Here is a 25,128-nt window from a genome sequence, read left to right as displayed (position 1 = left end):
AAGAGATTCAGGAAGACAGTTCAATCGGCGATCAGGTGAAGGTTTTGCTGAAGCGAGCACTTGCCGCTGGTCGTCCGGAGTTCGGCGATGTCGCCCGCGAGCTGGGCATGAGCGAAAGAACGTTACAACGGCGTATCACGGACGAAGGCAAGAATTTCCGCCAGCTTCTCACGGAAGCCAGGCAGGACGTCGTGCAACGGTTGCTCATGGACCCCGCCATCGAAATCAACGAAGTGGCATACCTTGTCGGCTTCGAAGACTCGAATTCGTTCTACCGGGCGTTTCGATCATGGGAAGGCACGACACCAAATGCGTGGCGTCAGTCGCGATGGGGGCACGGCTAGACGGGATTGCCATAGGACCAAGATATAGGAGATGCAGATAGGGTTCCCTTGCTCATAGCTGTCACTCTAACGGCAGCCATCCGACTATCCATGTGATTAGCCGCCGTGATAGGCTTGCATCCGGTTCCCTGCCCAAGGTACGTTGCTCTCCATCGATCGATGCGATCCACGCAAGCCTGTTCTCTCGGCGTTGTTTGACCATACTCTGCATAATCCCGACCGCGGATTGCTCGCCTTGAACCAATACGAACCTGCGACCTAGCGGTAGGTGCCTGCGAGAGGGATCATCCTCGGTTATCGATGGCTATGGGTGAGCGAACGCTTAAGACTAACCTGTCCAGTCTTCCACCCGCAAGCCGGGAACGCGATCAAATTCCCTTCGATTGTTCGTAACCATAATCAGCCCACGCGAGCGAGCATGTCCTGCAATCAATTGATCATATGGACCGATTGGAGTTCCACTGCGTGCCAGTTCGGCCCGCAGTTGACCCGTATGGCTTGCTGCCGGTTCATCGTACGATAACACTTCAAGGCGCGCCGCGAAGCCCTCCACGATGGGAAGGTTCTTTTCAGGGCTGGCTGACTTTTCCGCTCCGTAAATCAGTTCCATCAAACTGACCGAGCTGATGCACAGTTGATCATGGAAACGATTAAACGCCTCGCGCACCTGCTGTGGTCGATTTTTGATCGTGAAAATGCAAATGTTGGTGTCCAGCATGTACTTCAGCATTAAAATGCCTCGCGCTCCTGGGAGGCGGCCTGATCACGCTCATTCATGAAGTCTGGTGTGGCCGCCGCTCCTTCGAACCAGCTGTCCCAGACCTCGCCAGCAGGTGCGATAATGCGAGTGCGTCCGACGACGACAATATCGACGCGCTTTACATCATCAGGCAAAGCGACTGCCTTTGGAAGACGGATAGCTTGGCTTCGATTGCTCTGGAATACTGCACCCTGTTCCACCTTACGTCCCTCCGGATTGCATCACCGACTATATGATGTACATAACGCGCCGTCAGGGATATGTCAATGGGATATACATTAGGTCGTGCCGTGAGTACTCGATACGCGTCATAGCCCAGTGCCTTCGCACTGAAGGGAAACGAACCGACGCTACGAATAAAAATCGATATATTTCAAATTGCTGGTTCCAGCCCGAATGCAACGCCGGTTGGAAATCTATGTGATCTGGCCCTCCATAGCCAATAAGTGCTGGCCAAAGATCTCAGTCGGCGTCTGAAACCCCAAGCACTTCCGAGGCGTGGCATTGAGACGTTCGCACAAGGAACGGATCTCCTGATTGCTCACATCCAGCACGACGGTCTCAGGTGGTAGGTAACGACGAACCCGTTTGTTGGTATTCTCAACGGTGCCTTTTTGCCATGGGGCTTGCGGATCGCAGAACCAGGCTGCCGTTCCCATACCCTTTTCCAGCTCCCGCCATGAAACAAATTCGAGGCCTCGGTCGAACGTTAGGCTTTGCCGAGCTCGCGCGGGTAGGGGCGCTAGGTGGCTGATCAATTGGTTCATGATCGGCTTTGAGCGCCTGTCATTGTTGCGGAAGAGAACGGTATACCGGCTCTTGCGCTCAACGACGGTCGCGACATTGGCGGATCCATGTTCCTTTCTGAAGATCATCAGATCCGCCTCCCAGTGGCCAAATTCGCTGCGAGAATTGATGGTCTCAGGCCTGTTGCGAATGGCGCACTCGATTGGAAAGACGAGACTTCTGGGCTTGCGTGCGTATCTCGGGCGCCGTTTGCGTCGTCGTTCGGGCAGATGTCGAGCCAGTTGCTGATCCTGGCCTTCCTGCGAGTAGACATATTGGTAGATCGTTTCATGGCTCAATCGGGCAGACGAGCCGCTGACGAGTCGCAGCCGTCCGGATATCTGTTCCGGAGACCAGCCTTCCTTCAGGCGATCGATGACCGCAGCGCACAGATCTGGATCGCGCAGCAGCTTGCGATATCTCCGTCGCCGGTCTTCCGCCATCCCATGGGCGGTGACGTGCCAGTATCCTTCGGCAATCGGAACGTCACGATCGTGCCAGAAATTCCGACGCAACTCACGGCAGATCGTCGAGCGGTCCCGACGCAGCGTTCGTGCGATCTCTGCCTGGCTGATCTTCTTCTCATGCATCCGTGCGACGATGCGACGTTCGTCCATATTCAACTGCACAAAAGAGCGGGCCATTCCATCCTCCTGAAACCATGGCCATTATTGTCTCCGTTGCATTTGAAAATGGAATCTGCAAATTTTAAGCCCGTTTTTGGCGTAAGCATATTTATGGAACTCTCTTAACGTCTTCGGAACCATTAAGATTTCCTCCACATGACTTGCGCTTACGAGTCACTCCGGTCGTTTCTTTAACAGACCTTTACGACATCCAGATCCAGTAGCTTCCCAAGCTTCTCGATGCGCCCGGCAACATGCCCGACGCCGACGGCGCAATGGTGTGCCGGCCCTTGTGCATTCCATGCCTCGACAAACCGCCGGGCTCCGAGCGGAAATTGATAACGGCTGTTTGTGTTGCCAATTTCGAGGATAGGGCCGGCTACGGAGGCACCTTCTGCGCAGAGCAGCTTGATCTTGCCGGCGCTCTCGACGACCGAAAGCAGCGTCACCGGTCCATGCCTGACCGACATTTCGACGCTCACGCCCGAGCCGACCTTGCCATGAAAAACCTGCAGCGGGCGGATCTTGGTGCGCCCCTCGGCAATTCCGGTATGCCCCGGTCCGTCATGCCCCATCAACACGACGTCGGCCGCAAAATCCATGGCATAATACTCGGTGAACGAACCACCGACACCGAAGCTGTCCATGATCTTCATGGCCTGAGCGTTCTTGATCTCGTATTCGCCGGCAATCGGCACGCCGTTGGCCGTCAGCATAGAGCAGCCGACGATGACCGAGGTGATGATGTCTTCGTATTCGTGGCCGGGCTGGGATTCGTAGTAATAGGCTAGCGACCCGAGCGATTTCTTGGTCACCAGCCTGCGAAGCGCCACGGCCGTCTTTGCCGCCCGCACCAGTTCCTTGGGATCGCAGTCGGTCTGGACATCGAATTCGGCCGCAATCGTCGCCAGACAGGCCGCGACATCCGCCTCGCTCACGTCATTGCGAAGCCGCGCCAGTTCGTCGATCTCCAGCACTTCGATATGGGTGCCGAAGGCCGCCGCCTGCGCGGTGAGATCGGAATAGATGTCTAGCATGCCGTTGTAATAGCGACCCATGACGCCGAGCCGGTTATGCGCCATCACATGCGCGACGCGGGCGGCCTCGATCCAGCTGTTGATCTCCTCCTCGACGATCGGATCGCCGACGAGAACACCGGTCACCTGATGAAAGCTGATGCCTGCCCGATGGAAGACATTGGCGATTTCGGGAACGGGGCAGGCCGAGCAATGCGCGAGCCAATCGCCGGTCATCGCCGTGCGATCGCCGAGCGCGTTGAAGGTGGCATAGTCGATGGCGGCGGTGGGCTGCAGATTGAGGATGATCACCGGAACCTTGGCCCGGCGTACCACCGGAAGAACGGTCGACGACAGGGCATAGGTGGTGATGTAGAGAAAGATGATATCGACATCGGCCTGACGAAACTGGTGACCGGCCTCGATCGCCTTTTCAGGGGTATCGATCAGCCCCAGATTGACGACCTCGACGCCGGGGCGCGCAAGCTTGGTCTCCACTGTATCGACATAGCCGCGCAACCGCGCTTCCAGTCCTTTGAATTGCGGCCAGTAGGCCTCCAGACCGATGCCGAAGAGGCCGGCCTTCAAGAGGCGTTCAGACATTTCCGTTCTCCGATGCAATATTGAAAGGCGTCAGCTCTGCAGACGCACGCGCAGCTGATCGAGGCCGACAGCCATCAGGAGCACGACGCCGCGGGTCACATCCTGCCAGAAGGAGGACACGTTTATCAGCGTCAGGCCGTTGTTCAGCGTGCCTAGGATCAGAACGGCAATCAGCGTGCCCCAGACGCTGCCGCGTCCGCCGAACAGACTGGTACCGCCAAGAATGATGGCCGCGATGATGGTCAGCAGATGCTGACTGGCGGCATTCGGCGCCGCAGCGCCGAGCATTGCGGCAAGGATGATGCCGGCTGCAGCTCCTGAAAGGCCGGAGACGATATAGAGCACCATCTGGGTCCGCTCAACGGGCACGCCGAGCAGGCTGCTGGCCTCCGGATTGCCGCCGGTGGCATAGACGAAGCGTCCGAACGGTGTTTTCGAGAGAACCAGCCACAGCGCGACGAACACGATCAGCATCAGGATGATCGGAAACGGGATTCCGAAGAGACGGCCGGACCCGAGCCAATTGAAGGCCGGAACGAAGAGCGGCTTCGACAGGCCGCCGGTCATGACCATCGAGAGACCGGAAAAGATGCTCATCGTCCCGAGGGTAGCAATGAGCGGATTGAGCTTCAGCCGGGTGACGATGAAGCCGTTGAGCACGCCGACTGCGCAGCCGATGACAAGCGCGGTGAGGCAGCCCGCCCAGATATTGATTCCGTTGGCGTGCATCAGCGCCACGATGACGCCGGCCAGACCGGCGACGGCAGCAACCGACAGATCAAGCCCCCCACCGATGATCAGCGGCGTGCCGGCAGCGGCCATTAGGCCGATGAAGGCCATATTGGTGCCGATGTTAGACAGGTTGCTCAGCGTAAGGAAATAGGGGGATAGAAGCGAGAACGCGCCCAGGAGCAGGATGTAAAACACCAGTAAGAGAACAATGCCGGCGGCCGGCCGGCCGAGAAGGTCGGTCAGCGAACTTGCCTGCTTCTTCGAAACACCCGGCGCTGCGGGAATGGAGGACGACTTGCTCATGCTTTCTCCAGTTCATTCGTATCGCGGACGGCGGACACAGGCTCGGCCGCCCGCATCAGGTCCGTCGCAGTCGCAGCCTGTCCCAGCTCGGCCACGACCTTTCCATCCTCCAGAACGAGGCTGCGATCAGCGAGCCCGCCAATCTCCTCCGCATCGGAGGAGACGATGATGATGGCCAGTCCCGTTTCTGCCAGACGGCGGATTTCCGCATAGATCTCGCGCCGGGCGCCGAGATCGACGCCGCGTGTCGGTTCTTCAAGGATCAGAAAATTCGGGTTTCCGAGCAACCAGCGGGCAAGGCAGATCTTCTGCTGATTGCCGCCGGACAACAGGCGGATCTCCTGATCCGGCCCCGATGTCTTGACCCGCAGGGTTTTGATCCAGTCTCTGGTGCTCGCATCCTCGCGCTTCTGATCGACGACGCCGGACTGCGTAAACAGGCTGAGATAGGGCAACGTGGTGTTGGTGCGCACCGACAGATTGCCGATCAGACCCTGTCGTTTGCGCTCGGCAGCAACAAAGCCGATACCGGCGCGCACGCTCTTTCGCGGCCCGGAAAGGCCGATGTCGATATCGTTTAGCCGGATGGATTTGGCACGGGCGGCAGGCTCGGCGCCATAGATAGCCCGACCAATCTTTTCGGCGCCGGAGCCGATCAGGCCGAAAACGCCAAAAACTTCGCCGCGGCGAACCGAGAAGGAGACATCGTCCAGCCATCCGGGAAGAGACAGGCTTTCGACGGCCAGAACCGTCTTTGCGTCCGCGACCGCCTTCGATTTGATGGGATAAAGGTCCCCGAGTTCGCTACCGAGCATAGCAGTCAGGACATTGTCGCGGCTGGTCTCGCCGGTCTTGAACTGGCCGCGAACCTCGCCGTCGCGCAACACGATGATACGGTCGCTGAGCCGGAAAACCTCGTCCAGGTAATGCGAAATATAAATGATGGTCACACCTTGGGCTTTCAGGGCCTCTATCACCTCGAACAGATTGTCGGCTTCCGCTTCGCCCAGCGATGCCGTTGGCTCGTCCATGATCAGGATCTGCGCCTTGCCTGCCAACGCACGGGCGATTTCCACGATGCGCTGTTCGGATAGGGGCAGCGAGCCCATCCGCCGTCCGGGTTCGACATGATCTAGCCTCAGTCGCTTGAGTAGCGCCTGCGCCTGACCGTTCATCGCCGCCTGATCCACGATCGGAATGCCGGCAAAACGGCGCTTCGGCATAGACCCAAGCGCGATATTTTCCGCCACGGAAAGGTCCGCATGGACGGAAAGTTCCTGCGGCATAAGCCGGATGCCGGCCGCAATCGCGTCCTGCGGTGTGGCGATATTCCTTGCCGTTTCGTCAATTCGAATGAGACCGCTGTCCAGCGTGTAGACACCGGACAGGATTTTCATGAGCGTCGACTTGCCGGCACCGTTGGCACCAAGAAGTGCGACGATTTCGCCTGCATGGGCCGAAAGCGACACGTTCTTCAAAACCGTCACGCCGGCAAACGCCTTGCTGACATTGGCGATCTGGAGCCGCGGATTGCGGCTCCCCTGGGTTTTCTCGGAAATCATGTCACGCTCCTTGAAGGCATCCCGCTCATTGCTGAGGGAGAATGGCCTCATAGCCCTTCAGCCAGTCCTGCTTCTTCAGGTCTGCGAGATAGGTTGCGAATTCCGTTTCCGGAAACACATAGCCATCTGCCTCGCCGACGCAGGGAAATTCCTTGTAGAACTGGCAGATATTGGCCTTGGTGACCATCTGGTGGGTGACGAACGTCGCCTCCGGAACGGGCTTTCCTGCCAGAGCCGAAAGCGCGATCGGGATCAGATAGTTGCCGTAGCTGCCCGGGAAGGAGCCGGTGGCCGCGACCAGGTTCGGATCGGTGGCAAGTGCCTCAGCCTCGTCCGCCCCGTTGCCGACCGCGATTGCCTGATCGACGCGGCCCGCAGCCCGCACGGCCTGCAGCATGCCCATCGTCGCCTGATCGTTGATCGCGATCAGCAGAATCGGCACACCCGGCGGAATGCGGCCGATGACGTTGTTCATCTGGGCGAAGGATTCCTGCAACGTGTTCTTGGTATCGATTTCGATGATGTGATCGGCCGGGAAATCCTTGGTCAAAGCCATGAAGCCGGCCCGTTGGCCTTCCGTGCGCATCCGCGGGATGACGCCCGACTGCGGCAGGGCGCCGATAACCAGATAGCCTGTGTTCACGACATCGGCGCCGAATTTCTTCTGTGCCGCTGTCGCCAGATAGGACCCGCCCATGAAGCCCGATTTCGGATTGTTGACACCAAAGAAGCTTGCGCCGGGCATCGGGATGTCGATCGCGGTAACTTCGGTGCCATCTGCCGCGAAGACATCCATGACCGTCTGGCCGAAATTGGCATCGGTCTGGAATTCGATGACGTAATCCACCTTGCGCTCGACGAAGGATTTGGCATTGGCCAGAGCTGTCGGCCCATCCAGGCGGTTATCCGCAATCACCAGTTCGACGCCGGCGGCATCCGCATTCTGCTGGATTCCCTTTTCGACGAGCACACCGAAGGAAATGTCGCGCTGCAGATTGGCGAAACCGATGCTGTAGCTCTTGCCATTCTTCGGCGGCGTGACCTTGGCGGCATCTGCCGCCATCGCCTTCAGATTTTCGGCCGATAGCATATTGCCGTCGAATTTCGTTGGATCGAACCCGTGGAAATCCTCGGCATAAACTGCGGAAGCCGCAAGGCACGCGGCAACGGCCAGCAGGCTGGCTTGATTTTTCATGTCTTTCTCCTCCCGGCCCCTGCCCTCCCTGGCAGCAGCAACCGCTGATGATCTCAGCATATCCATGCAGGGTCATTCGAAAACTGACCTTACGCTTCGTAAGTTAACACCAAACATTTCCATTGACACGCCGGCATATTCCGCAAAAATGATCATTTGCATACAAAAAATGATCCTAAGTTTGGCACCACCATGCAGAGCTACTTCGTCTATATGCCTGATAATCGTCTTTGCGCCGCCTGGGGGTGCACCGCGGTCTCTACCGGCTATACGGAAATAGCACCGCATTCCGATTATCCCCCGAGCCGTCATCCAGACGATCATCATTTCAGCTGGTCGCGCGGCCGTATCCTGAACGCTTATCAAGTTGTGCAGATCAGTGCCGGCAGCGGAAGGCTGGAATTCGGGCCGGAACGTCGACAGGTTATGATTGCCCAAGATTCGATTTTCCTGCTCTTTCCTGGGGTCTGGCACCGGTTTACTCCGGATCGCCGCACTGGATGGGTCGAGCACTGGATTGAATGCCGCGGGAGCGCCTTCGATTTTGCCCGCGACGCCGGTCTGCTGCAGCCGGAGCGGCCGGTCCATTCAAGCAGCATCGAGATTTCAGGCGTATTCGCAGCGGTCCATGCATTGGCGCAGGACGATTTTTTGCGAAATCAGCCGCTGATCTCGACCCTCGGCCTCCAACTGCTGGCCCTTTTGTGCCGCCCCACGGATATCAACAGCAACGCATCCGGCCGGCTCGTCGATCGAGCACGGATGATTCTGATGGAGCGATGCGGCCACCCTCTGTCCGTCGAACAGCTCGCCGAGGAACTTGGCGTCAGCTACCCTTATTTTCGGCGTCTGTTTCGTGAGCACACAGGCATGTCGGCCAAGCAGTATCAGATGACAGTGCGCATCCAGCGTGCCGGCGACTTTCTGGTGAACACCGACAAATCGATCAAGGAAATCGCTGGTCTTCTTGGCTTTCACTCCGCATTCCACTTTTCGACCCAGTTCCATCAGCTGATTGGCTGCACGCCGACTGACTACCGCTCCCGGTCCCCGTTATGATGTCCGGGCTTTGAAACCCCGCTGACGATCGAATCCCGCGTTTGAGTTGGCGCTGCCGTATTGTAGCTGACGCAGAAACGACGCAAACTTTGAGAGTATGAGGAACGAGAACGCTACGCTGGGCAATCATCGGTACGCGCTTCATCTCGGACACGATAGCAAATGCCATCGCAACGAGCGCCGGCTCGCGGATCGAAGCCGTGTTCGGACGCGACCCCGGCCGGCTTTCGGATTTCGCCGACCGCCACGGCATAGACAAATGCTACTTTTAAACCCGGTTACTTTGCGGGGGGATTACCCAGCGAATAGATTTCTTTCTCCTCAATCGGAACATCGCCGCTGAGACCGCCGCGACGATCGCGCAGGACTGCCTGGAGGAAACAAACCTTCAGCGTCTCGCCCAAATAGAGAACGCCAAAACGGTTTGCCGCGTCGCGTCGGCGCGGATCATTGAAACGGCTCGGCGTCTTCCCAAAAGGAAAACCTGTCGTTCCGGGCGTCAGCTCTCGACCTGGTCGTCACGGTGGCTCACCGGCCCCGGAGTTTCAAGAGATCACAGCCCACTCTGGCGGCTATTGCGCACGTCCATGAGCGCGGCAACAAATGCTCTGACAAGGCTCGCCTTCTGCACATCTGGCCGAAACAGAAGATAGCTTTTGAAGTAGACCGCCGGCTCGAACGGCCTGAACACGAGGCCACGTTGCGCAAAGCCATCGACAGCAAGCGAATTGACAATGGCAACGCCAACACCTTCGAGCGCGAGCGCGCAGGCCGTGGTAGCGAAGGGCGTTTCGATGACGAGGTTGGGTTTCGATCCTGCCTCGGCGCAGTAACGGTCGAACTGTAGCCGCGCCCGATCTTCCGGTGCCAGTGCGACATAGTCCACGTCGTGGAAATCTTGCGGCCGGATGACGTCCCGTCCAGCCAGGTGGTGGGTCGGTGGAATAGCACATAAGGCCGCGAAACTGCCGAATACCTGATGTTCGACACCGGACAGATCCACCTCGTCGGCAGCCAGACCAAGGTCGAAATCACCATCGACGATATGGTTGCGCACCGCAGCTGACGACATGATGCTGAGCGTCACGATCGCCGACGGATAGGTCTCACGAAAGCGCTTCACGGCACGGGGCACAACGGTAGAACCCGCCGCAGCCAGACTTGCCACCCGTATCTGGCCCGACCCAAAATCTCGGATGCGCGCGGCCGACGACCGCAGCAGATCGAGGCCCTTGAAGCTGACATCAACGTCCCGATAGAACGCCTGCCCCTCCGGCGTGGGGACAAGTCGCCCCTTCACACGGTCAAAAAGCGCAAAGCCCACCGCGTCCTCCAGCTCGCCGACATGACGGCTCACATTTGGCTGCGTCACGCCCATGAGTTCGGCGGCTCTCGAGACGGTGCCACTGATTATGACGGCGCGAAACGCCTCGATCTGTCGGAAATTCATCCCATCCACCTATACGGTTTATGCATAGACTTAAACGGCCTGATCAATTGTTTGTCTACCCTGTGCCCGCCTAGACTGTTGGAGATTTCCAATGAGGACAGTCCATGCGTGACAAGACGCTCTGCGTAAAACGGCCCGAAGTCTCCCATGAAGGTTTTGCAAGCCTGGCAATACCGACCTACCGCGCTTCCACAATCGTGTTCGACAGCGCGGAAGCCTATGCCAATCGCAAATATCGCGGCCCCGACGGCTATACCTATGGCCTGCACGGCACGCCGACGTCTCGCACACTTGAAGCGTCGATTACCGCACTGGAACAGGGACTACGAACAGTGCTGGTGCCATCCGGCCAGGCAGCGATCACGATCGTGTTTCTGTCCGTCCTGATGCCTGGCGATACGGTGCTGATCCCGGACAGCGCTTATCCACCGGTTGCAGGATTTTGCGAGAACTATCTGAAGCCGCGTGGCATTTCCTTCCGGGTCTATGACCCGATGATCGGTCGCGGAATCACTGAATTGATCGACGAGACGGTCAAGTTGATCTGGACGGAAACGCCAGGTTCAACAACGATGGAAATCCAGAACATTCCCGCGATCGTAGCAGTGGCCAAGGCCCGCGGCATTCTGACAGGCTGCGACAATACCTGGGCGACACCACTCTATTTCAAGCCTTTGGCCCATGGCATGGACTTCTCGTCCATGGCGCTGACCAAATATGTCGGTGGCCACTCCGATCTTTTGATGGGCTCGATCGCGGTCAAGGATATCGACCTGCACCGCCGGCTCAAGGACACAATGCGCATGATCGGCCTCGGCGTTTCACCGGACGACTGTGCTCTCGCCTTACGCGGCCTGGAGACGATGGGGGTTCGTCTCGCCCATTCCGGACGCGTGGCGCTCGATTTCGCCAGACGGATCGAAAGCCGTGTCGCAAGAGGTCTCGTCCTTCATCCCGCACTGCCATCAGTACCTGGATACGAGGTCTGGAAGCGGGACTTTACCGGGGCGAGCGGTGTGTTCAGCGTCGTCATCCCAGCTCATGCCGAAGACGCCCTTCCGGCCCTCCTGACCGCCGCAAAGACCTTTTCGATCGGCGCATCCTGGGGGGGCACCCATAGCCTGCTTGCGCCCATGACCATCAGCCGTGTGACCGATCCAGACACCCATCCGGGAACAATCCTGCGGATCAGCATCGGCCTTGAGGACGAAGCCGACCTCTGGGCTGATCTGGAACCTATCATTGACGCGATCGCATCCGGGTTCGCGACCGCGAAAACCGCCTAAACCATCCCAACCCCATAAAAATAAAGGGAACAACATGAACAACTGGAAGATTGCCACCCTTGCCGCAAGCGTCGTGCTTGCGGCCACCGCTGCAAACGCTGGCCCCACATTGGACAAGGTCAAGGCGCGGGGCCACATCGTCTGCGGTGCAAGCCAAGGTACCGTGGGCTTCGGCTCGCCTGACGACAAGGGCCATTGGACAGGCCTCGATGTCGAGACCTGCCGTGCAGTCGCCGTCGCCATCTTTGGCAACAAGGACAAGGTCGAATTTGTCCCACTCAGCGGTCAGCAGCGTATCCCCGCCCTGCAAACCGGCGAAATCGACATCCTACCGCGTACCCTGACCTGGACGCTGCAGCGGGACGCCAACGGCATCAATTTCACCACCCCGACCTACTATGAATTCACGGGTTTCATGGTGGCGAAATCCTCGGGCGTGACCAAGGTCGAGGATATGACCGGCGCTTCCGTCTGTGTGCAGACCGGGTCCACGACGGAGGTTGTCGTCAACGACGTGTCAACCAGATTGAAGCTTGAGCTGAAACCCGTCATCTTCGACAATGTCGCCGCGACCAGACAGGCCTTCTTTTCCGGTCGATGCGATTCCCTGATCACCGATGCGGCAGCCCTTGCTTCCGTTCGCGCAACGCAATCGGACAATCCGGACGACTTCGTTATCTTTCCAGCGACCGAATACATGGATGCCTTGACGCCCGCGGTACGCCATGGCGACGACAATTGGTTGGACATCGTCAACTGGTCTATTCAGGCTCTGCTCAATGCCGAACTCTATGGCATCACCCAGGCCAATATCGATGACATGATAATGTCGGACGATCCACGGGTGAAGCGCTTCCTCGGTGTTGAGCCGGGCAATGGCAAGGCGCTCGGGCTCGATGACAAATTTGCCTACAACATCGTCAAGCAACTCGGCAATTACGGTGAGATGTTCGATCGGAACCTCGGTAAAGGCAGCGCCCTGAAGATTGATCGCGGTCCGAACAGGTTGTTTTCCGACGGCGGCCTGATGTTCCCGATCGCATTCCAGTAATCGGGGGAGCCTCTTATGATCTCGGCTGTTTTGGACAACAGACAGTTTCGAAGCTGGGGTGGGCAGATCCTTCTGCTGGGCGGCTTTGCCGCCCTGCTCTCCTGGCTCGTCAGCAACACCGTCACGAACCTCGACGCCCGCGGAATCAGAGTTGGCTTCGACTTCCTGTGGCGCCCAGCCAATTTCCCGATCTCGGAAAGCGTTCTGCCATACAACCCTTCCGACACGTTCCTCTGGGCCTATGTCACGGGGGTCGGGAACACGCTGGTCATCTCAGTCCTTGCGATTTTTCTGTCCACCGCACTCGGTCTGGTCGTCGGACTTGCACGACGGTCGAAGCATCCGCTGACCTCAGGCGCGGCCGGCATATTCGTGACGACCATGCGCAACATGCCGCTGATCGTCCACTTGCTGTTCTGGTATGCGCTCGCGACGACGGCGCTGCCCGCGCCGCGTGAAGCCTACAACCCGCTACCAGGCGTCTTCTTGTCGTTGCGCGGTTTCTACATTCCCTCCGTCCAGTTCGACGGGGGTGCCATGATCCTGATATGCGTTGTCTTGGCGGGTACTTTCATGACCGCTGCCATTGGACGTCGCATGGTCGCGGCGGGGCGAATGAATATTCGTCATCCCGTTTTTTCGCTGCTGGCGCTCGCTGCCGTTATCGCCTCCACCCTCGGCTTGCTGTTTCAGCCCACGGCGATCGTCAGCTTTCCGGAGATGAAGGGTTTCAATTTTGTTGGTGGCCTTAGACTATCCCCGGAATTCGCGGCCCTCATGCTGGGGCTTGTGATTTACACATCCGCCTTCATCGGTGAGATCATTCGCGGTGGCATCGATGCGGTGTCGCTTGGACAGTGGGAGGCAGGCCGTGCGATCGGGCTTTCGGAACAGCATACGCTCACCAAGATCATCATCCCCCAGGCGCTGCGCATCATCATCCCGCCGATGACGTCGCAATATCTTTCGACCGTCAAAAACACCACTCTGGCCCTGGCCGTCGGATATCCGGAACTCGGCCTTGTCGTCGGCACGGTGATCAATCAGACCGGTCAGGTGATCGAGAGCATTGCTCTTCTGTTGGGCATCTTTCTGACCATCAGCATCGCCGTATCCCTCCTCATGAACTGGTACAATGTGCGCGTCGCGTTGGTGGAGGCACGATGACCACCATCGACATCAGCACTCCGATTGCGCATGTCGAACCATCCGCACCACCAAAACCACCGCGCAAGCCGATCCTCCAGCTCTTTTTCGGCGATCTTGTTGCGTCAGTTCTCACCGTCACGACCGGCTTTCTGCTGATTGCAATGATCCCGGCTCTCAACTGGGCTGTGTTGGATGCGGTGTGGGTTGCCGACGATCCATCCACCTGCCGAGAAGGCGGAGCCTGCTGGGCCTTCATCGCGGCGAAGTTCCGCTTCATCATCTTCGGCGTCTACCCGCCGGACGAACAATGGCGGCCTCTGCTGGTGATGAGCCTCATCCTCACGATGATCCTTGCCTCACTCTCCCCGAAACTTTGGGGCCAGAAGCTCATCGTCGCCTGGATCACGGCGGTTGCAATCATGCTTGTCCTGATGTGGGGCGGCGTCTTCGGACTGGCTGATGTTCCGACGTCGAGCTGGGGTGGGCTTCCCATCACGCTCCTGCTCGCGTTGCTCTCCCTGGGGCTCGGATTTCCGTTCGCTGTCTTCCTTGCGCTTGGCAGACGCTCAACCCTGCCGATACCACGAATGCTGTCCCTGCTGACGATCGAGCTGGTCCGTGGCCTGCCGCTGGTCGGCCTGCTATTTGTCGCCTCCATCCTGTTGCCGCTGCTGCTGCCGGCCGGATGGTCGATCGACAAGCTCGGTCGCACCCTTGCGGCACTTACGGTATTTGCCGCCGCCTATCTGGCAGAAGTCATCCGTGGCGGGTTGCAGGGCGTTCCTGCCGGCCAGATAGAGGCTGCAAAGGCTCTCGGCATACCTGGCTGGAAAGCCGTATGGCACATTGTGCTCCCGCAGGCGCTGCAGAAGGTCATTCCTCCGCTGACCAACACAGCGATCGTGATGGTCAAGAATACCAGCCTCGTTCTCATCGTCGGCGTATTCGACATGCTGAGCGCCAGTCGCGTGGCAGCCACCGACCCTGTCTGGCCGGCTCCTTATGTGGAGAGCTACGTCTTTGTCGCCATGATCTACTTTCTGATCTGCTTTGGCATATCAAACTACAGCCGCTGGCTTGAAACCCGTGTCCAATCCCGGAGCTATCGATGACCCCGAACACACTGAACGCCATCGAGGTCTCCGCCCTCGACAAATGGTATGGTTCCTTCCACGTGCTGAGAAACATCGACCTGAGCGTTGCGACCGGCGAGCGCATTGTCGTGTGCGGTCCCTCTGGCTCAGGCAAATCGACGCTGATCCGCTGCGTCAACCGGCTGGAAGAGCACCAGAAAGGCAGCATATCCGTCAACGGCATCGCCCTTAATGACAGCGTCAAGAACCTTGACGCGATCCGCCGCGAGGTCGGCATGGTGTTCCAGCACTTCAACCTTTTTCCACACCTGACGGTGAAGGAGAACTGCGCCCTGCCCCAGATCCTTTCCCGGGGAAAGCGGCGCAAGGATGCTGAAGAGATGGCCATGCATTTCCTGCGAAAAGTCCGGATACCTGAACAGGCCGACAAGTATCCCGGTCAGCTATCCGGCGGCCAGCAGCAGCGCGTGGCGATCGCCCGAGCTCTCTGCATGACGCCGAAGATCATGCTGTTTGACGAGCCAACCTCGGCACTCGATCCGGAAATGGTGAAAGAGGTTCTCGACACCATGGTCACCCTTGCCGAAGAAGGCATGACCATGATCGTTGTCACCCACGAAATGGGCTTCGCGCGCCAGGTAGCGGATCGCGTCGTGTTCATGGAAGCTGGCGAAGTCATTGAGGTTAATTCGCCAGCGGCCTTTTTCGACACACCGAAGCAGGAAAGTACAAAGCGATTTCTGGCCAACATAATGCATTGATGCCACCATGGCGGACGAAGCCGGATTGCTCGCTTCGAACCTGGACAGGCAATATCCACGTATAGCCCGCAGGCTATCGTCCGCGTGACGATATGAAGTCAGCGTGTTGATTGCCGGGTGAGATTGATCCAGTTTTTCATTGCGCCGTGACCCCGCTCAACTCTAAATATTTGTTTAGAAGCAGATGGTTACGCCGATTTAGGTGGGGCGGCGCAACGTGGAAAAACGGATCAAATCCTGCTGAAATTCAACAGCTCTGGCGCAGATTGCGGCACTGTTCCCTGATCTGGCTAGCTGGCGGTCCGAGCGAAGCTCAAATGGTTGGGTGGTCGACCGGTACAATGACGAGCTGGTCGACTATGGTACGGCCGATTGGCAGGGACGCCGGCTCGAAGCAGTAGTCATCAAAACCTCGGTCACGACAAAGAATGCAGTCCGCGGCGAATACTCGGACGCCTGCTTCGTTTTTGGCTATCTCATCGATAACGAGTTCGAAATGCGCCGTGATCCGATTACCTTGCCCTGTGAGACGGCCAGCACAGGTCTGCAAACCTGGCAGACTGGCAGGTCGTTCGAGAGCCGTTGGGTGAGCCAATAGCGTCGTACGTTGCCGGCAATCGAAAGCCGTAGGTGCATTGGGCTAGGTGCAATGGGTACCGAATGTCAACGGCGGATCAAAATAAGGCCACGCGCCGGAGAAACAGTAGGCCACGGTCTGCGCACGCATGAGACCTCCGAGAGGGCGTAGCCCGAGCGGGGGGGGCTTATGCGTGCGCGTCGATTTTCCGAAGGGTTTTCAGCCTGCCTTTCGGGCTCGGCTTTGGGCGAGACGATAGCTGTCGCCGTTCATCTCAAGGATGTTGACGTGGTGGGTGATGCGATCGAGCAGCGCGCCGGTCAGACGCTCGGATCCCAAGGTTTCCGTCCATTCGTCGAACGGAAGATTGCTGGTGATCAGGGTGGCTCCGCGCTCGTAGCGTTGCGATATCAGCTCAAAGAGCAATTCTGCGCCAGTCTTGGAAAGCGGTACGAAGCCCAGCTCGTCAATGATGAGAAGCTGGTATGCGGCCATTTGCTTCTGGAAGCGAAGCAGACGCCTTTCGTCACGGGCCTCCATCATCTCGCTGACCAGGGCGGCGGCCGTGGTGAAGCCGACAGACAGCCCCTTTTGGCAGGCTGATAGGCCGAGACCGAGAGCCACGTGGGTTTTGCCCGTACCGCTGGGCCCAAGCGCGATCACGTTCTCGCGACGCTCGATCCATTCGTAACGGTCCAGTTCCAGCACCTGCATCTTGTTGAGCTTGGGGATGGCGGCGAAGTCGAAGCTGTCGAGGCTTTTGACGACCGGGAACCTGGCCGCCTTGATGCGACGCTCGACCTTGCGGCGGTCCCGTTCGATCATCTCCCGTTCGGAAAGCCGAAACAGGTATCCAAGATGATCGACGCCCTCTGTGGCGCATAGCCGGGCCAGCTTCTGATACTCGCGCTGGAAGGTCGGAAGCTTCAGGGTTTTGAGATAATGGGAGAGAAGAATCTCCGGGGCTTCGACGGTCATGCCGCTTCCTCCTCATGCGCGGAAAGCAGTCGCATATAGGCCTTCGCGGATGTCGTTTCGACCGTCGCCCTCGGCAGGTAGGGATAGATGGACAGGTCCAGTCGTGGCGGCCGGCGCTCCACCCGGCACAGGATCAGATGCTTGACGGCGTCGAAGCCGATCGCGCCGAGTTGGAGAGCCTGCTTCACGGCCGCATGCAGGTCCGCGAGCTCGAAGCTTTCCAGCAGGCGCAAGACCTGCACGTACTCACGTCGGCCGTGCTTGGCCATGCGGCCTTCCATCAGCCGCCGCAGGGTGGCGAATTCCTCTGGAAAATCCCAGCCCTGGAGAGGTGCTGCCTGATCCAGCGCATTGATCTTCTGCTCGATCAGCGGCAGGTAATGAACGGGATCGAAGACGACGTCTTCCCGTTCCCAGCACCTCGGATGGCGGGCGATGATCTCGCCGCGGCAGCCAATCACCGCTTCGTTGACATAACCCCGGACCCAGACATCCTGATGGCCGTAGGCGACCGGCACGGAATAGTCATTGGTCTTGTAACGCACCAACGACTGGGCCGTTACCTTGACGCCGGCCTGATCGCAGGCATCGAATGGAGATGCCGGTAATGCACGCATGGCAGCAAGATCCCGCTGTAGCCGTTCTCCGATCGTCTCGCTCTCTTCGCGCAACCTGTCGCGCTGGCGCTTGCGGCATTGCTCTTCCAGCCAGACGTTGAACGCCTCCCATGTCGCAAACTGCGGGATCGGCACCATGAAGTTGCGCCGGGCATAGGCGCTCCGAAATCGTCGGCCTTGATCTGAAGGCCAACCAGACTGAGGACGGACGCGGCTGGATTGAGATCCTCGACAAGGGCATGCTCCTCACCCTGCGCGGCAAAACCGGATGGCGAGAGGTCGAGATCGGCCGCGGTTCGTCCGATACGACGTGTCCGGTTGCCGCGATTGAGACCTGGATCAAGTTCGCAAGGATGGCCCATGGCCCCCTCTTTCGCCGCGTCACGGGGCAAGGGAAGGCTGTCGGGTCAGAGCGGCTGAACGACAAGGAGGTGGCCCGGCTTGTGAAACGCGCTGCAATGGCAGCTGGCGTTCGCGGTGATCTCAGCGAGATCGAAAGGTCGTTCAAGTTCTCTGGCCACTCGCTGCGGGCTGGCCTCGCCTCCTCGGCCGAAGTCGATGAGCGCTACGTACAGAAGCAGCTTGGGCACGCATCAGCAGAGATGACACGCAGATATCAACAGCGACGTGATCGCTTCCGCGTGAATTTGACCAAGGCGTCCGGGCTCTAGCTATCCCCTCCTCTGCCGTTCAAGCTCTTGCAGAAAAACCGCTGGCGCATTATAGTCACTATAGTCATTTTGGTTATAGGTGAAGCGATGCAAACATCAACGCACGACGATATGAGCTGGACGGTCGCTGGCGCGAAGGCAAAGCTCTCGGAAGTCATGGAGCGCGCGCAATTGGCACCTCAAACGATTACCCGCAACGGAAAGCCGAGCGTGGTCGTCGTTTCTGCAGATGAGTGGCAGAAGAAAACTGGGCGCAGGGGATCGCTTGCGGAATTTCTGTTGGCATCGCCTCTGCGCGGAGCGGATCTGGATCTTCAACGTCAACATGACGAGCCGCGTGACTTGTCGTTGTGAGACTGCTGCTCGATACGAATGTGCTGTCGGAAGTTACAAAACCTAGTCCAGATGAAGGTGTTCTGAGATGGATTCACGGGTTGGACGAAGACCGCACGTTCATCAGCATCGTATCGATTGCTGAAATTCGCCGCGGCGTCGCGTTGATGGATAGCGGACGAAAACGCGATGCCTTGGGCGAATGGCTCGCGCATGATCTGCCTCAGCGCTTCGAAAATCGGATTATTCCAGTGGAAGGACCAGTCGCCCTGGCCTGGGGCGATCTCATGGCGCTTGCCAAGCGAAGCGGTCGTGGGCTCGCCTCGATGGACGGGCTGATTGCAGCCACTGCCGTCGCTCATCAGTTGACGCTTGCGACACGCAACACAAAGGATTTTGAAGGCTTCGGAGTTGATATAATCAACCCATGGGCGGCTTGATCAACCCCATGTTCGTCGATGGAAAGGATTAGTCTGCATGCTCTCATACAGCTTGCTCAAAAACCACGCTGGCATCCTGCTCGTCGGAGACCACACGTCCCTGACCTAGCTGCACGAAGTCGTCCACGAGGTGAATGACCGCTCAACGATTGTCATCGACAAGGAAGGCTCGTTTCTGGGCCTGGCCTACGATGTGCGCAAAGCCTTTGAGCGGCAACGTGAGGTTATCCAGCCGCCAAAGCATTTTGAAGAAATTGGTGTTCGGTACGGTGTCCAGATCCTCTGGCCAGTTCTTCTGCTGCAGCAGAGGCTGTTGAGGCAATCCCTCGCTTTCCTAAGCCATACGGCCAAGACCCAAGCTATCACCTACGCCCTGGAGGCCGTCATCGAAGATGCGCTGCGCGAGGATTTTGGTGCACAGGCTGAGCGCATTATTGGTCTCTGGCAGCGCCTTGATCCAGCACAGCCTGAAGTATTCGACATGATCGACAGCCGCGGGGGGATATTCTGCTCATGGACGAAAGCGCAACGAAAGTCCGGCTTTGCGCAGCTCCTTTCGAGTTTCGATCCGATGTATGATCGCTTCTACCCTATGCGACTGAAGAACGGCGAAAAGACCCTGATCTCTCCTGAAGAATTCGCTGCCTGGGAAAATGCCGAATGGCCGGATCCCCGGTGGTAAACTTGGGCGCATCAATCGCGATATCAGCCAGATTGGGGCTCCGTGGGCATTTCTACAATAATACACGCTGAGCGAATTTGAAGTTGTTTGGATTGAAGCGGTTAGCTCGGATTGGCCTGAACCGTTCGAGGGGGCGGTCAATTTCGTTCCAGAGGTAGTCGCCGGTGAGTGCGATATGCACCCATGGTAACGGTGCGACCTGGGAAAGCAGCTCGTCCGGAATGAGAATGCCCTGACTTCTGATATTGAGAGCGGCGGTGTAAAATTAGTCCACGGTAGCGGCGGGATTGTCCTGCTTCGGGCGGCGTAAAAGTCGGCCACCTATTTACCCTTCTGCGACGCATGCAGGAGGGTCTGGGGATCTACACCGTGGAATTATATCTGAAGGTTCGACTGGCTTGCTCGGAAGGAATGAGCCGTCGTCAGGCTGCGGAGCATTTCAACATATCGCGCGACAGCGTTGCCAAGATGGTTTCGTGTTCGACGCCGCCCGGTTATCAGCGTCAGTTGCCGATCCGGCGACCCAAACTGGATGCGTTCGTTTCGACCATCGATCATTGGCTTGATGAGGACCTGAAGGTGCCGCACAAGCAGCGCCATACAGCCAAGCGGGTGTTCGACCGTCTTCGTGATGAGCGCGGGTTCACCGGCGGCTACACGATCATCAAGGATTACATACGCGAGCGGGATCAACGTCGCCAGGAGGTGTTCGTACCGCTGTCGCATCCGACCGGCCATGGGCAGATTGATCGATGGCACGATCTCCCTAATCATATCGCATCCCATTGAGCGCTTCGCGTTCGAGGCAATCGCAACTCTTATGAAGGCCAAAAGTGCTGGTCGCGACGCCGGCGGATTCCGGGTAACCTTCGGTTTCGATATGCACAGTCCAGAGAGCGTTTGAAGATACTCGGTGTTGGCCTGCTTGCGATGGCTAGTTTGGTGCCGTTTGCGGACTGACCGGTCCCATCATACTCATTGGGGAAGCGGGCATTCAGATGTTCGCGTAGAGGAGGAACCAGCCTCGACAAGGCGAGAGAAGCGGCGCACCGTTTCCTCGGCATCGTGACCGGGGGTCGACGCCCCTCCACCGATATGCTGAGCAGAATGCTTTTGACCCCATAGGGTTGGCCCTTGGCCTGACCCGTGACGCTGTTGAGATTGTTCAATTTCCCGAGACGCAGCCTTCACGACCTTTACTTTCCTGTCTTGAACGACGCTTATTCGCTTCCAGGTGTTCGGGATGCGCGCACTGAGCGGAGTAAAAATGGGCTTCACATTCTTCATTGCCGCAATCGGCTTCGGACTGCGAATTCATGCGGATGGACTGTTTCTCGATCAGCTTCGGAGTGGCGATCCAGAGGCCCTGCGTCTGCTCGTCGAACGTCACCATGCTGCCCTTGTCGGCCTAGCGCAGTCCATCGTGAAGAACCGTGCGACGGCGGAGGACGTGGCTCAAGAGACATGGCTTTCGGTGATTGCAAACATCTCCCGGTTCGAAGGCAAGGCGGCACTGTCGACCTGGATCATCGCAATCCTGCTGAACAAGGCCAAAACCCATGCCAAGCGCGAAGGACGTTACGCTCCGCTCGCACAGGAAAACGATCGTGGTGATGAAAACGATCACGTATCGCCATCAAGGTTTGATGCGACAGGCCACTGGATCGACGCACCGCGCTCCTTCGATGGCCTGAACCCGGAGCGAATATTCGCCGGACGCCAATTGTGGAACCATGTTCGGGAGATGATCGAACGGCTTCCGCCGGCGCAGAAGGCTGTTCTCATCATGCGGGATGTCGAGGGTCATGATGCGGCGATGACTTGCGAGCTTCTTGAGCTGACACCGGAAAACCAGCGTGTCATGCTTCACCGCGCCCGCACGCGTATCCGCAATGAGATCGAGACCTTGCTTGTCGGAAAAAATTCGGACCATCACGCAAGCGTGAAAGGAATGCTGTAACGTTCCCGGTTCAGCCAAGTCTTATGGGCAGAACCCGACCGGGTTTCAACCAAGAGGCGAACGGTATTGCTAAGCTGTAGAGAAATCCCAAACATTGCCAGCGACTATATCAGTCGGGAGGGTTCGAAGCGGACCCGGCTGATGATGTCTCTTCATCTGGCGCAATGCAAAAACTGCAGAACCTATGTTCGCGGGCTGAAGATCACCAGAAGCCTGGTCTCCGACAGCATTCGGGGACCCGTGGCCGATGAACTCCTGCAAACTCTTGGTCCCAAGAATCCGGATCGTGATGGTTCTTTCAAGGAGCCGAACGAATGAGACTAGATGCCTACAATTTTTCGACGAGCACAGTGAGCTCGCAAGCTGAAACGGCTTTCGAGGCCGCGGTTCACGGTCTGGCCGCCCATAGCCCAAACACGGGGGTCGCGCTCCAGTCGACCCTGTCGGCGGATCCCGATCACGTCGCGGCGCTGGCACTCAAGGGCTTTGCAAACCTCATCCTCGCCCGGTCTGAACTGGTTGCGCCGGCGACGGAAGCATTGGCTGCAGCGCGAAAAGCCATGGCCAGCCGCGACGGTGGAACCCGGGACGAACAGGTCTTGGTGCATGCGCTCGCGGCAGCCGTGGACGGCTCGTTTTCTATGGCCGCCCAGCGACTGGACGAAGGCTTTGCCGAGCGGCCGGCGACCTTCCTCCCATTCAAGATATCTCATGCCCTGCGCTTCATGCTGGGTGATGCCAAGGGAATGCTCTCGGCGAGCAACCGGGTGATGGAAGTCTGGAGCGAAGAACTGCCGGCTGCCGGCTTCCTGCTCGGTTGTCATGCGTTCGCGCTGGAAGAGCATGGCTTCTACCAGGCAGCCGAAACGGCCGGACAGCGCGCCGTTCGCCTGCAGCCGGATGATGCCTGGGGTCTGCATGCCGTGTCGCATGTGCACGAGATGCGGGGCGATACCACAGCCGGCATAACCTGGCTCGAAGAGGGCCGGAACTCCTGGTCTCGCTGCAACAACTTTGCCTTCCATATGGCCTGGCATCTGGCGCTCCTGCATCTTGAGCGCGGCGATCACGAACACGTTCTGAAGATCTATGACGAAGAAGTGCGCCCACAACAGACGGACGATTTCCGGGATGTGGCCAACGCCGTCTCGCTCCTGTGGCGGCTCAATCAGACGGGCGTGGAGGTGGGTTCCCGATGGGCGGACCTGGCGGAGATCGCGCTGAAGCGGCGGCACGATACGACGCTTGTTTTTGCGTCACTGCACACGCTGGCAGCTCTTGCCGCGCTTGGAGAGTATACCGGGGTGCGCGACGTCATCAGTGGACTGGAGCTGAAAGCTGCCGGCAACGGCGACCAGGCCCGCGTTGCAGCAGAGGTCGGACTACCTCTTGCCCGTGTCATCGCCGGCATGAGCACGCCCGCCGATCGTCGGATGCTCGATCAGCTCGTCCTCGACATACCGATGATCGGTGGCAGCAATGCGCAGCGTGATTTCTTCCTGCTCGCGGTGGCCAAAGCTGCGGGGACGAACGGTGACGCCGCAGGGCTGTCTCGAATACGCGCCGTGCGCGGCCTGCTGCATGCCGAAGATCGACTGCTCGGTTCGATCGAAATGCACAGGTCGCTCTAACTTTTTGAATGTGCACCCTATCGACGTTCACTAAGAGGGAACGACAATGACCATGATCGACACACACAGTGCGCCTTTGTTTCCGCAGATCTCGGGGAGGCTGTTCACCACCATCGTCATCGCGGGGCTGGCCGCAGACATCACCTGGGAATTCTGGGCGAGAGCGATAACACCGCTCCTTGTCGGCGGTGCGCTCGAACCGGCGGCACTCGTCCAAAGCGTGTTCGGCTTCCAGAACCGTCTTGCGGGTGAGGTCATCCACGCAATCGTCGGGATCGTCTTTTATCCGATCGGGTATCTGTTTATCGCGCGGCCGCTCCAGCGGATGATGTTTCCCCGTCTGCCCCTGTTCCTGACAGGGCTCGGTTTCGGGACGGGCCTCTGGATCTTCGCGCTTTATGTGATGGCTCACCTTATCGCCGGTCTGCCCGCCTTCCTCGGCTTCATCCCTTTGACCTGGGCATCGCTCGTCGGCCATTGGCTGTTCGGGCTGGTTGTGGCCTATGTGGTTTGGTTTCGTGAGCGCTGATCCTTGTGAAACGGCAAGATCTTGAGACAGGAAATGCCGCACACCATTTCGATGGTGTGCGGAATTGCGCCTCAGAAGCCGATTTCCCGAAGAGCGGCATCCAGATGCTCCGGGCGAACCTGATGGCCGCCGTCATGAATACACAGCGCGACTTCACCCCGATTGCATCCCGGCGTGACCTCACACGAAATGCCACCAATCGTCTTCTCGACCGGCGCTTCGCTTTCGCAGCTCTCGCGTTTGCGGATCAGGGCGATGCTCTTGAATGTATCACCCTGATGGAAGCTGGAACCGATGGCACGACCGCTCAAGGGGAATGTCTTGTCCGCCGAGCCGTGAATGTGCACAATCGGCGGCATGTCCGCGACGCAATCCGCCTGCTTCGGCAGCGGATCCCAGAAAACACCGGAGAAGGTCACGGCGCCCGCAGTGCGGTTTCCCTGCTGGCAGAGCGTGTACCAGGCCATCGACGCGCCTTGCGAGAACCCGCCGACCAGCGTGTTTTTCGCGGTGAAGCCGAACCGCATCTCCAGATCATCGAACACGTGCCCGACGAAGCGCTTCTCGTCACGATAATCTCCGGGGGCATTGGGGTGAGACCAAGTGCCGTTCAAGCCATCAACAGCCGCAAAGGCGAGCCCGTGTGCATGGGCCACCTCGACAAGGGCGCGGTGCTGCATCTGCAACTCGGCCGAACTCTTGTAGCCGTGAAAAAAGACGAGCACACCTTTTGGCGTTCCGGAGACCGGCATCTTGATACGATACGAGCCATCCGCCACAACACAGGGGACGGCGTCCCCACAGTCGGCCGCATGCGCGGCAATCGGCGCCAGAAGTCCCGCCGACATCATCAAAAACTGCGAAAAAGCCACCCCGTCGTCTCCTGCCCCACGTCCTGCTTTCCACCTACAGTCTTTGGTGAAGTGCCGCAAT

Annotated in this window: 23 protein-coding genes and 4 pseudogenes; 15 read left to right on the top strand and 12 right to left on the bottom strand. The window is 58.5% G+C overall.

Annotation, left to right across the window (positions count from 1 at the left end):
* The coding region (locus tag GVK95_RS23045) for a helix-turn-helix transcriptional regulator (RefSeq protein WP_159953025.1) at nucleotides 1–344 on the top strand (344 nt) is incomplete at its 5' end.
* A 328-nt stretch (nucleotides 345–672) separates the two neighbouring features.
* Here the strand turns inward: GVK95_RS23045 and vapC are convergent.
* The 7 genes from vapC to GVK95_RS23010 all read right to left on the bottom strand — a co-directional run bounded on the left by vapC (nucleotide 673) and on the right by GVK95_RS23010 (nucleotide 7,927).
* Nucleotides 673–1,074 (bottom strand): tRNA(fMet)-specific endonuclease VapC, encoded by a 402-nt coding sequence (vapC, locus tag GVK95_RS23040; protein WP_159953024.1) that lies wholly within the window; start codon nucleotides 1,072–1,074, stop codon nucleotides 673–675.
* Nucleotides 1,074–1,304: a type II toxin-antitoxin system VapB family antitoxin gene (gene vapB / locus GVK95_RS23035; RefSeq protein WP_159953023.1), complete on the bottom strand. Its 231-nt coding sequence runs from the start codon at nucleotides 1,302–1,304 to the stop codon at nucleotides 1,074–1,076. The genes vapC and vapB overlap by 1 nt, the downstream gene beginning before the upstream one ends.
* A gap of 216 nt (nucleotides 1,305–1,520) precedes the next feature.
* Nucleotides 1,521–2,534, bottom strand: coding sequence for an IS30 family transposase (locus GVK95_RS23030; RefSeq protein ID WP_159953022.1), 1,014 nt, complete (start codon nucleotides 2,532–2,534; stop codon nucleotides 1,521–1,523).
* Between the two features lie 173 nt (nucleotides 2,535–2,707).
* Nucleotides 2,708–4,135: an arabinose isomerase gene (locus GVK95_RS23025; protein WP_159953021.1), complete on the bottom strand. Its 1,428-nt coding sequence runs from the start codon at nucleotides 4,133–4,135 to the stop codon at nucleotides 2,708–2,710.
* A 30-nt stretch (nucleotides 4,136–4,165) separates the two neighbouring features.
* A complete protein-coding gene (locus GVK95_RS23020; RefSeq protein ID WP_159953020.1) occupies nucleotides 4,166–5,170 on the bottom strand; it encodes an ABC transporter permease in 1,005 nt (334 codons plus the stop codon).
* On the bottom strand, nucleotides 5,167–6,732 hold the full coding sequence (locus tag GVK95_RS23015) for a sugar ABC transporter ATP-binding protein (RefSeq protein ID WP_159953019.1): 1,566 nt from the start codon (nucleotides 6,730–6,732) through the stop codon (nucleotides 5,167–5,169). Before GVK95_RS23015 ends, GVK95_RS23020 begins: the two co-directional genes overlap by 4 nt.
* 25 nt (nucleotides 6,733–6,757) lie before the next feature.
* Nucleotides 6,758–7,927 carry a substrate-binding domain-containing protein gene (locus GVK95_RS23010; RefSeq protein ID WP_159953018.1) on the bottom strand — a complete coding sequence of 390 codons (1,170 nt, stop codon included), beginning with the start codon at nucleotides 7,925–7,927 and terminating at the stop codon, nucleotides 6,758–6,760.
* A 192-nt stretch (nucleotides 7,928–8,119) separates the two neighbouring features.
* On the opposite strand from GVK95_RS23010, the gene GVK95_RS23005 reads away from it, so the two are divergent.
* On the top strand, nucleotides 8,120–8,986 hold the full coding sequence (locus tag GVK95_RS23005; protein WP_159953017.1) for an AraC family transcriptional regulator: 867 nt from the start codon (nucleotides 8,120–8,122) through the stop codon (nucleotides 8,984–8,986).
* 553 nt (nucleotides 8,987–9,539) lie between these two features.
* On the opposite strand, the gene GVK95_RS23000 is transcribed toward GVK95_RS23005, so the two are convergent.
* Nucleotides 9,540–10,436 (bottom strand): LysR substrate-binding domain-containing protein, encoded by an 897-nt coding sequence (locus tag GVK95_RS23000; RefSeq protein ID WP_159953016.1) that lies wholly within the window; start codon nucleotides 10,434–10,436, stop codon nucleotides 9,540–9,542.
* 104 nt (nucleotides 10,437–10,540) lie between these two features.
* On the opposite strand from GVK95_RS23000, the gene GVK95_RS22995 reads away from it, so the two are divergent.
* The 5 genes from GVK95_RS22995 to GVK95_RS22975 are packed head-to-tail and all read left to right on the top strand — an operon-like array spanning nucleotide 10,541 to nucleotide 15,777.
* Nucleotides 10,541–11,722: a PLP-dependent transferase gene (locus tag GVK95_RS22995; RefSeq protein WP_159953015.1), complete on the top strand. Its 1,182-nt coding sequence runs from the start codon at nucleotides 10,541–10,543 to the stop codon at nucleotides 11,720–11,722.
* Between the two features lie 34 nt (nucleotides 11,723–11,756).
* Complete coding sequence (locus GVK95_RS22990) at nucleotides 11,757–12,773, top strand: amino acid ABC transporter substrate-binding protein (protein ID WP_159953014.1); 1,017 nt, start codon at nucleotides 11,757–11,759, stop codon at nucleotides 12,771–12,773.
* Nucleotides 12,774–12,788: 15 nt separating this feature from the next.
* Nucleotides 12,789–13,940 carry an ABC transporter permease subunit gene (locus GVK95_RS22985; RefSeq protein WP_159953013.1) on the top strand — a complete coding sequence of 384 codons (1,152 nt, stop codon included), beginning with the start codon at nucleotides 12,789–12,791 and terminating at the stop codon, nucleotides 13,938–13,940.
* Nucleotides 13,937–15,034, top strand: a complete 1,098-nt coding sequence (locus GVK95_RS22980) for an amino acid ABC transporter permease (protein ID WP_159953012.1) — start codon at nucleotides 13,937–13,939, stop codon at nucleotides 15,032–15,034. The genes GVK95_RS22985 and GVK95_RS22980 overlap by 4 nt, the downstream gene beginning before the upstream one ends.
* A complete protein-coding gene (locus GVK95_RS22975) occupies nucleotides 15,031–15,777 on the top strand; it encodes an amino acid ABC transporter ATP-binding protein (protein ID WP_159953011.1) in 747 nt (248 codons plus the stop codon). The genes GVK95_RS22980 and GVK95_RS22975 overlap by 4 nt, the downstream gene beginning before the upstream one ends.
* Before the next feature lie 796 nt (nucleotides 15,778–16,573).
* Here GVK95_RS22975 and istB read toward each other — a convergent pair.
* Both istB and GVK95_RS22965 read right to left on the bottom strand, forming a co-directional pair.
* Nucleotides 16,574–17,332: an IS21-like element helper ATPase IstB gene (gene istB / locus GVK95_RS22970; protein ID WP_159953010.1), complete on the bottom strand. Its 759-nt coding sequence runs from the start codon at nucleotides 17,330–17,332 to the stop codon at nucleotides 16,574–16,576.
* Nucleotides 17,329–18,099, bottom strand: a pseudogene (locus tag GVK95_RS22965) (IS21 family transposase); the annotation flags it as partial. The gene istB and the pseudogene GVK95_RS22965, both read right to left, overlap by 4 nt.
* Nucleotides 18,100–18,104: 5 nt before the next feature.
* On the opposite strand from GVK95_RS22965, the pseudogene GVK95_RS22960 reads away from it, so the two are divergent.
* The 4 genes and pseudogenes from GVK95_RS22960 to GVK95_RS22945 all read left to right on the top strand — a co-directional run.
* A pseudogene (locus tag GVK95_RS22960) lies at nucleotides 18,105–18,620 on the top strand (tyrosine-type recombinase/integrase); the annotation flags it as partial.
* A gap of 87 nt (nucleotides 18,621–18,707) precedes the next feature.
* Nucleotides 18,708–18,974 carry a type II toxin-antitoxin system Phd/YefM family antitoxin gene (locus GVK95_RS22955; RefSeq protein ID WP_159953009.1) on the top strand — a complete coding sequence of 89 codons (267 nt, stop codon included), beginning with the start codon at nucleotides 18,708–18,710 and terminating at the stop codon, nucleotides 18,972–18,974.
* Entirely contained in the window at nucleotides 18,971–19,393 is a 423-nt protein-coding gene (locus GVK95_RS22950) for a type II toxin-antitoxin system VapC family toxin (RefSeq protein WP_159953008.1), read from the top strand. The genes GVK95_RS22955 and GVK95_RS22950 overlap by 4 nt, the downstream gene beginning before the upstream one ends.
* 130 nt (nucleotides 19,394–19,523) lie before the next feature.
* Nucleotides 19,524–20,075: a hypothetical protein gene (locus tag GVK95_RS22945; protein WP_159953007.1), complete on the top strand. Its 552-nt coding sequence runs from the start codon at nucleotides 19,524–19,526 to the stop codon at nucleotides 20,073–20,075.
* 52 nt (nucleotides 20,076–20,127) lie between these two features.
* Here GVK95_RS22945 and GVK95_RS25450 read toward each other — a convergent pair.
* Nucleotides 20,128–20,313, bottom strand: a pseudogene (locus tag GVK95_RS25450) (hypothetical protein); the annotation flags it as partial.
* A gap of 173 nt (nucleotides 20,314–20,486) precedes the next feature.
* On the opposite strand from GVK95_RS25450, the pseudogene GVK95_RS22940 reads away from it, so the two are divergent.
* The 4 genes and pseudogenes from GVK95_RS22940 to GVK95_RS22925 form a co-directional block, all read left to right on the top strand.
* Nucleotides 20,487–20,804, top strand: a pseudogene (locus GVK95_RS22940) (IS21 family transposase); the annotation flags it as partial.
* Between the two features lie 538 nt (nucleotides 20,805–21,342).
* A complete protein-coding gene (locus GVK95_RS22935; RefSeq protein WP_159953006.1) occupies nucleotides 21,343–22,035 on the top strand; it encodes a sigma-70 family RNA polymerase sigma factor in 693 nt (230 codons plus the stop codon).
* Between the two features lie 314 nt (nucleotides 22,036–22,349).
* Nucleotides 22,350–23,666, top strand: coding sequence for a tetratricopeptide repeat protein (locus GVK95_RS22930; protein WP_159953005.1), 1,317 nt, complete (start codon nucleotides 22,350–22,352; stop codon nucleotides 23,664–23,666).
* 46 nt (nucleotides 23,667–23,712) lie between these two features.
* Entirely contained in the window at nucleotides 23,713–24,195 is a 483-nt protein-coding gene (locus GVK95_RS22925) for a hypothetical protein (RefSeq protein ID WP_159953004.1), read from the top strand.
* A 71-nt stretch (nucleotides 24,196–24,266) separates the two neighbouring features.
* Here GVK95_RS22925 and GVK95_RS22920 read toward each other — a convergent pair whose 3' ends face one another.
* Entirely contained in the window at nucleotides 24,267–25,127 is an 861-nt protein-coding gene (locus GVK95_RS22920; RefSeq protein WP_244618875.1) for a poly(3-hydroxybutyrate) depolymerase, read from the bottom strand.
* Nucleotide 25,128: the final 1 nt, after the last annotated feature.

The sequence above is a fragment of the Rhizobium sp. 18065 genome, from assembly GCF_902706095.1.
Lineage (GTDB): Bacteria > Pseudomonadota > Alphaproteobacteria > Rhizobiales > Rhizobiaceae > Allorhizobium.
The sequence above is the reverse complement of the archived record's forward strand: the minus strand, read 5'-3'. Positions and strand labels throughout refer to the sequence as shown.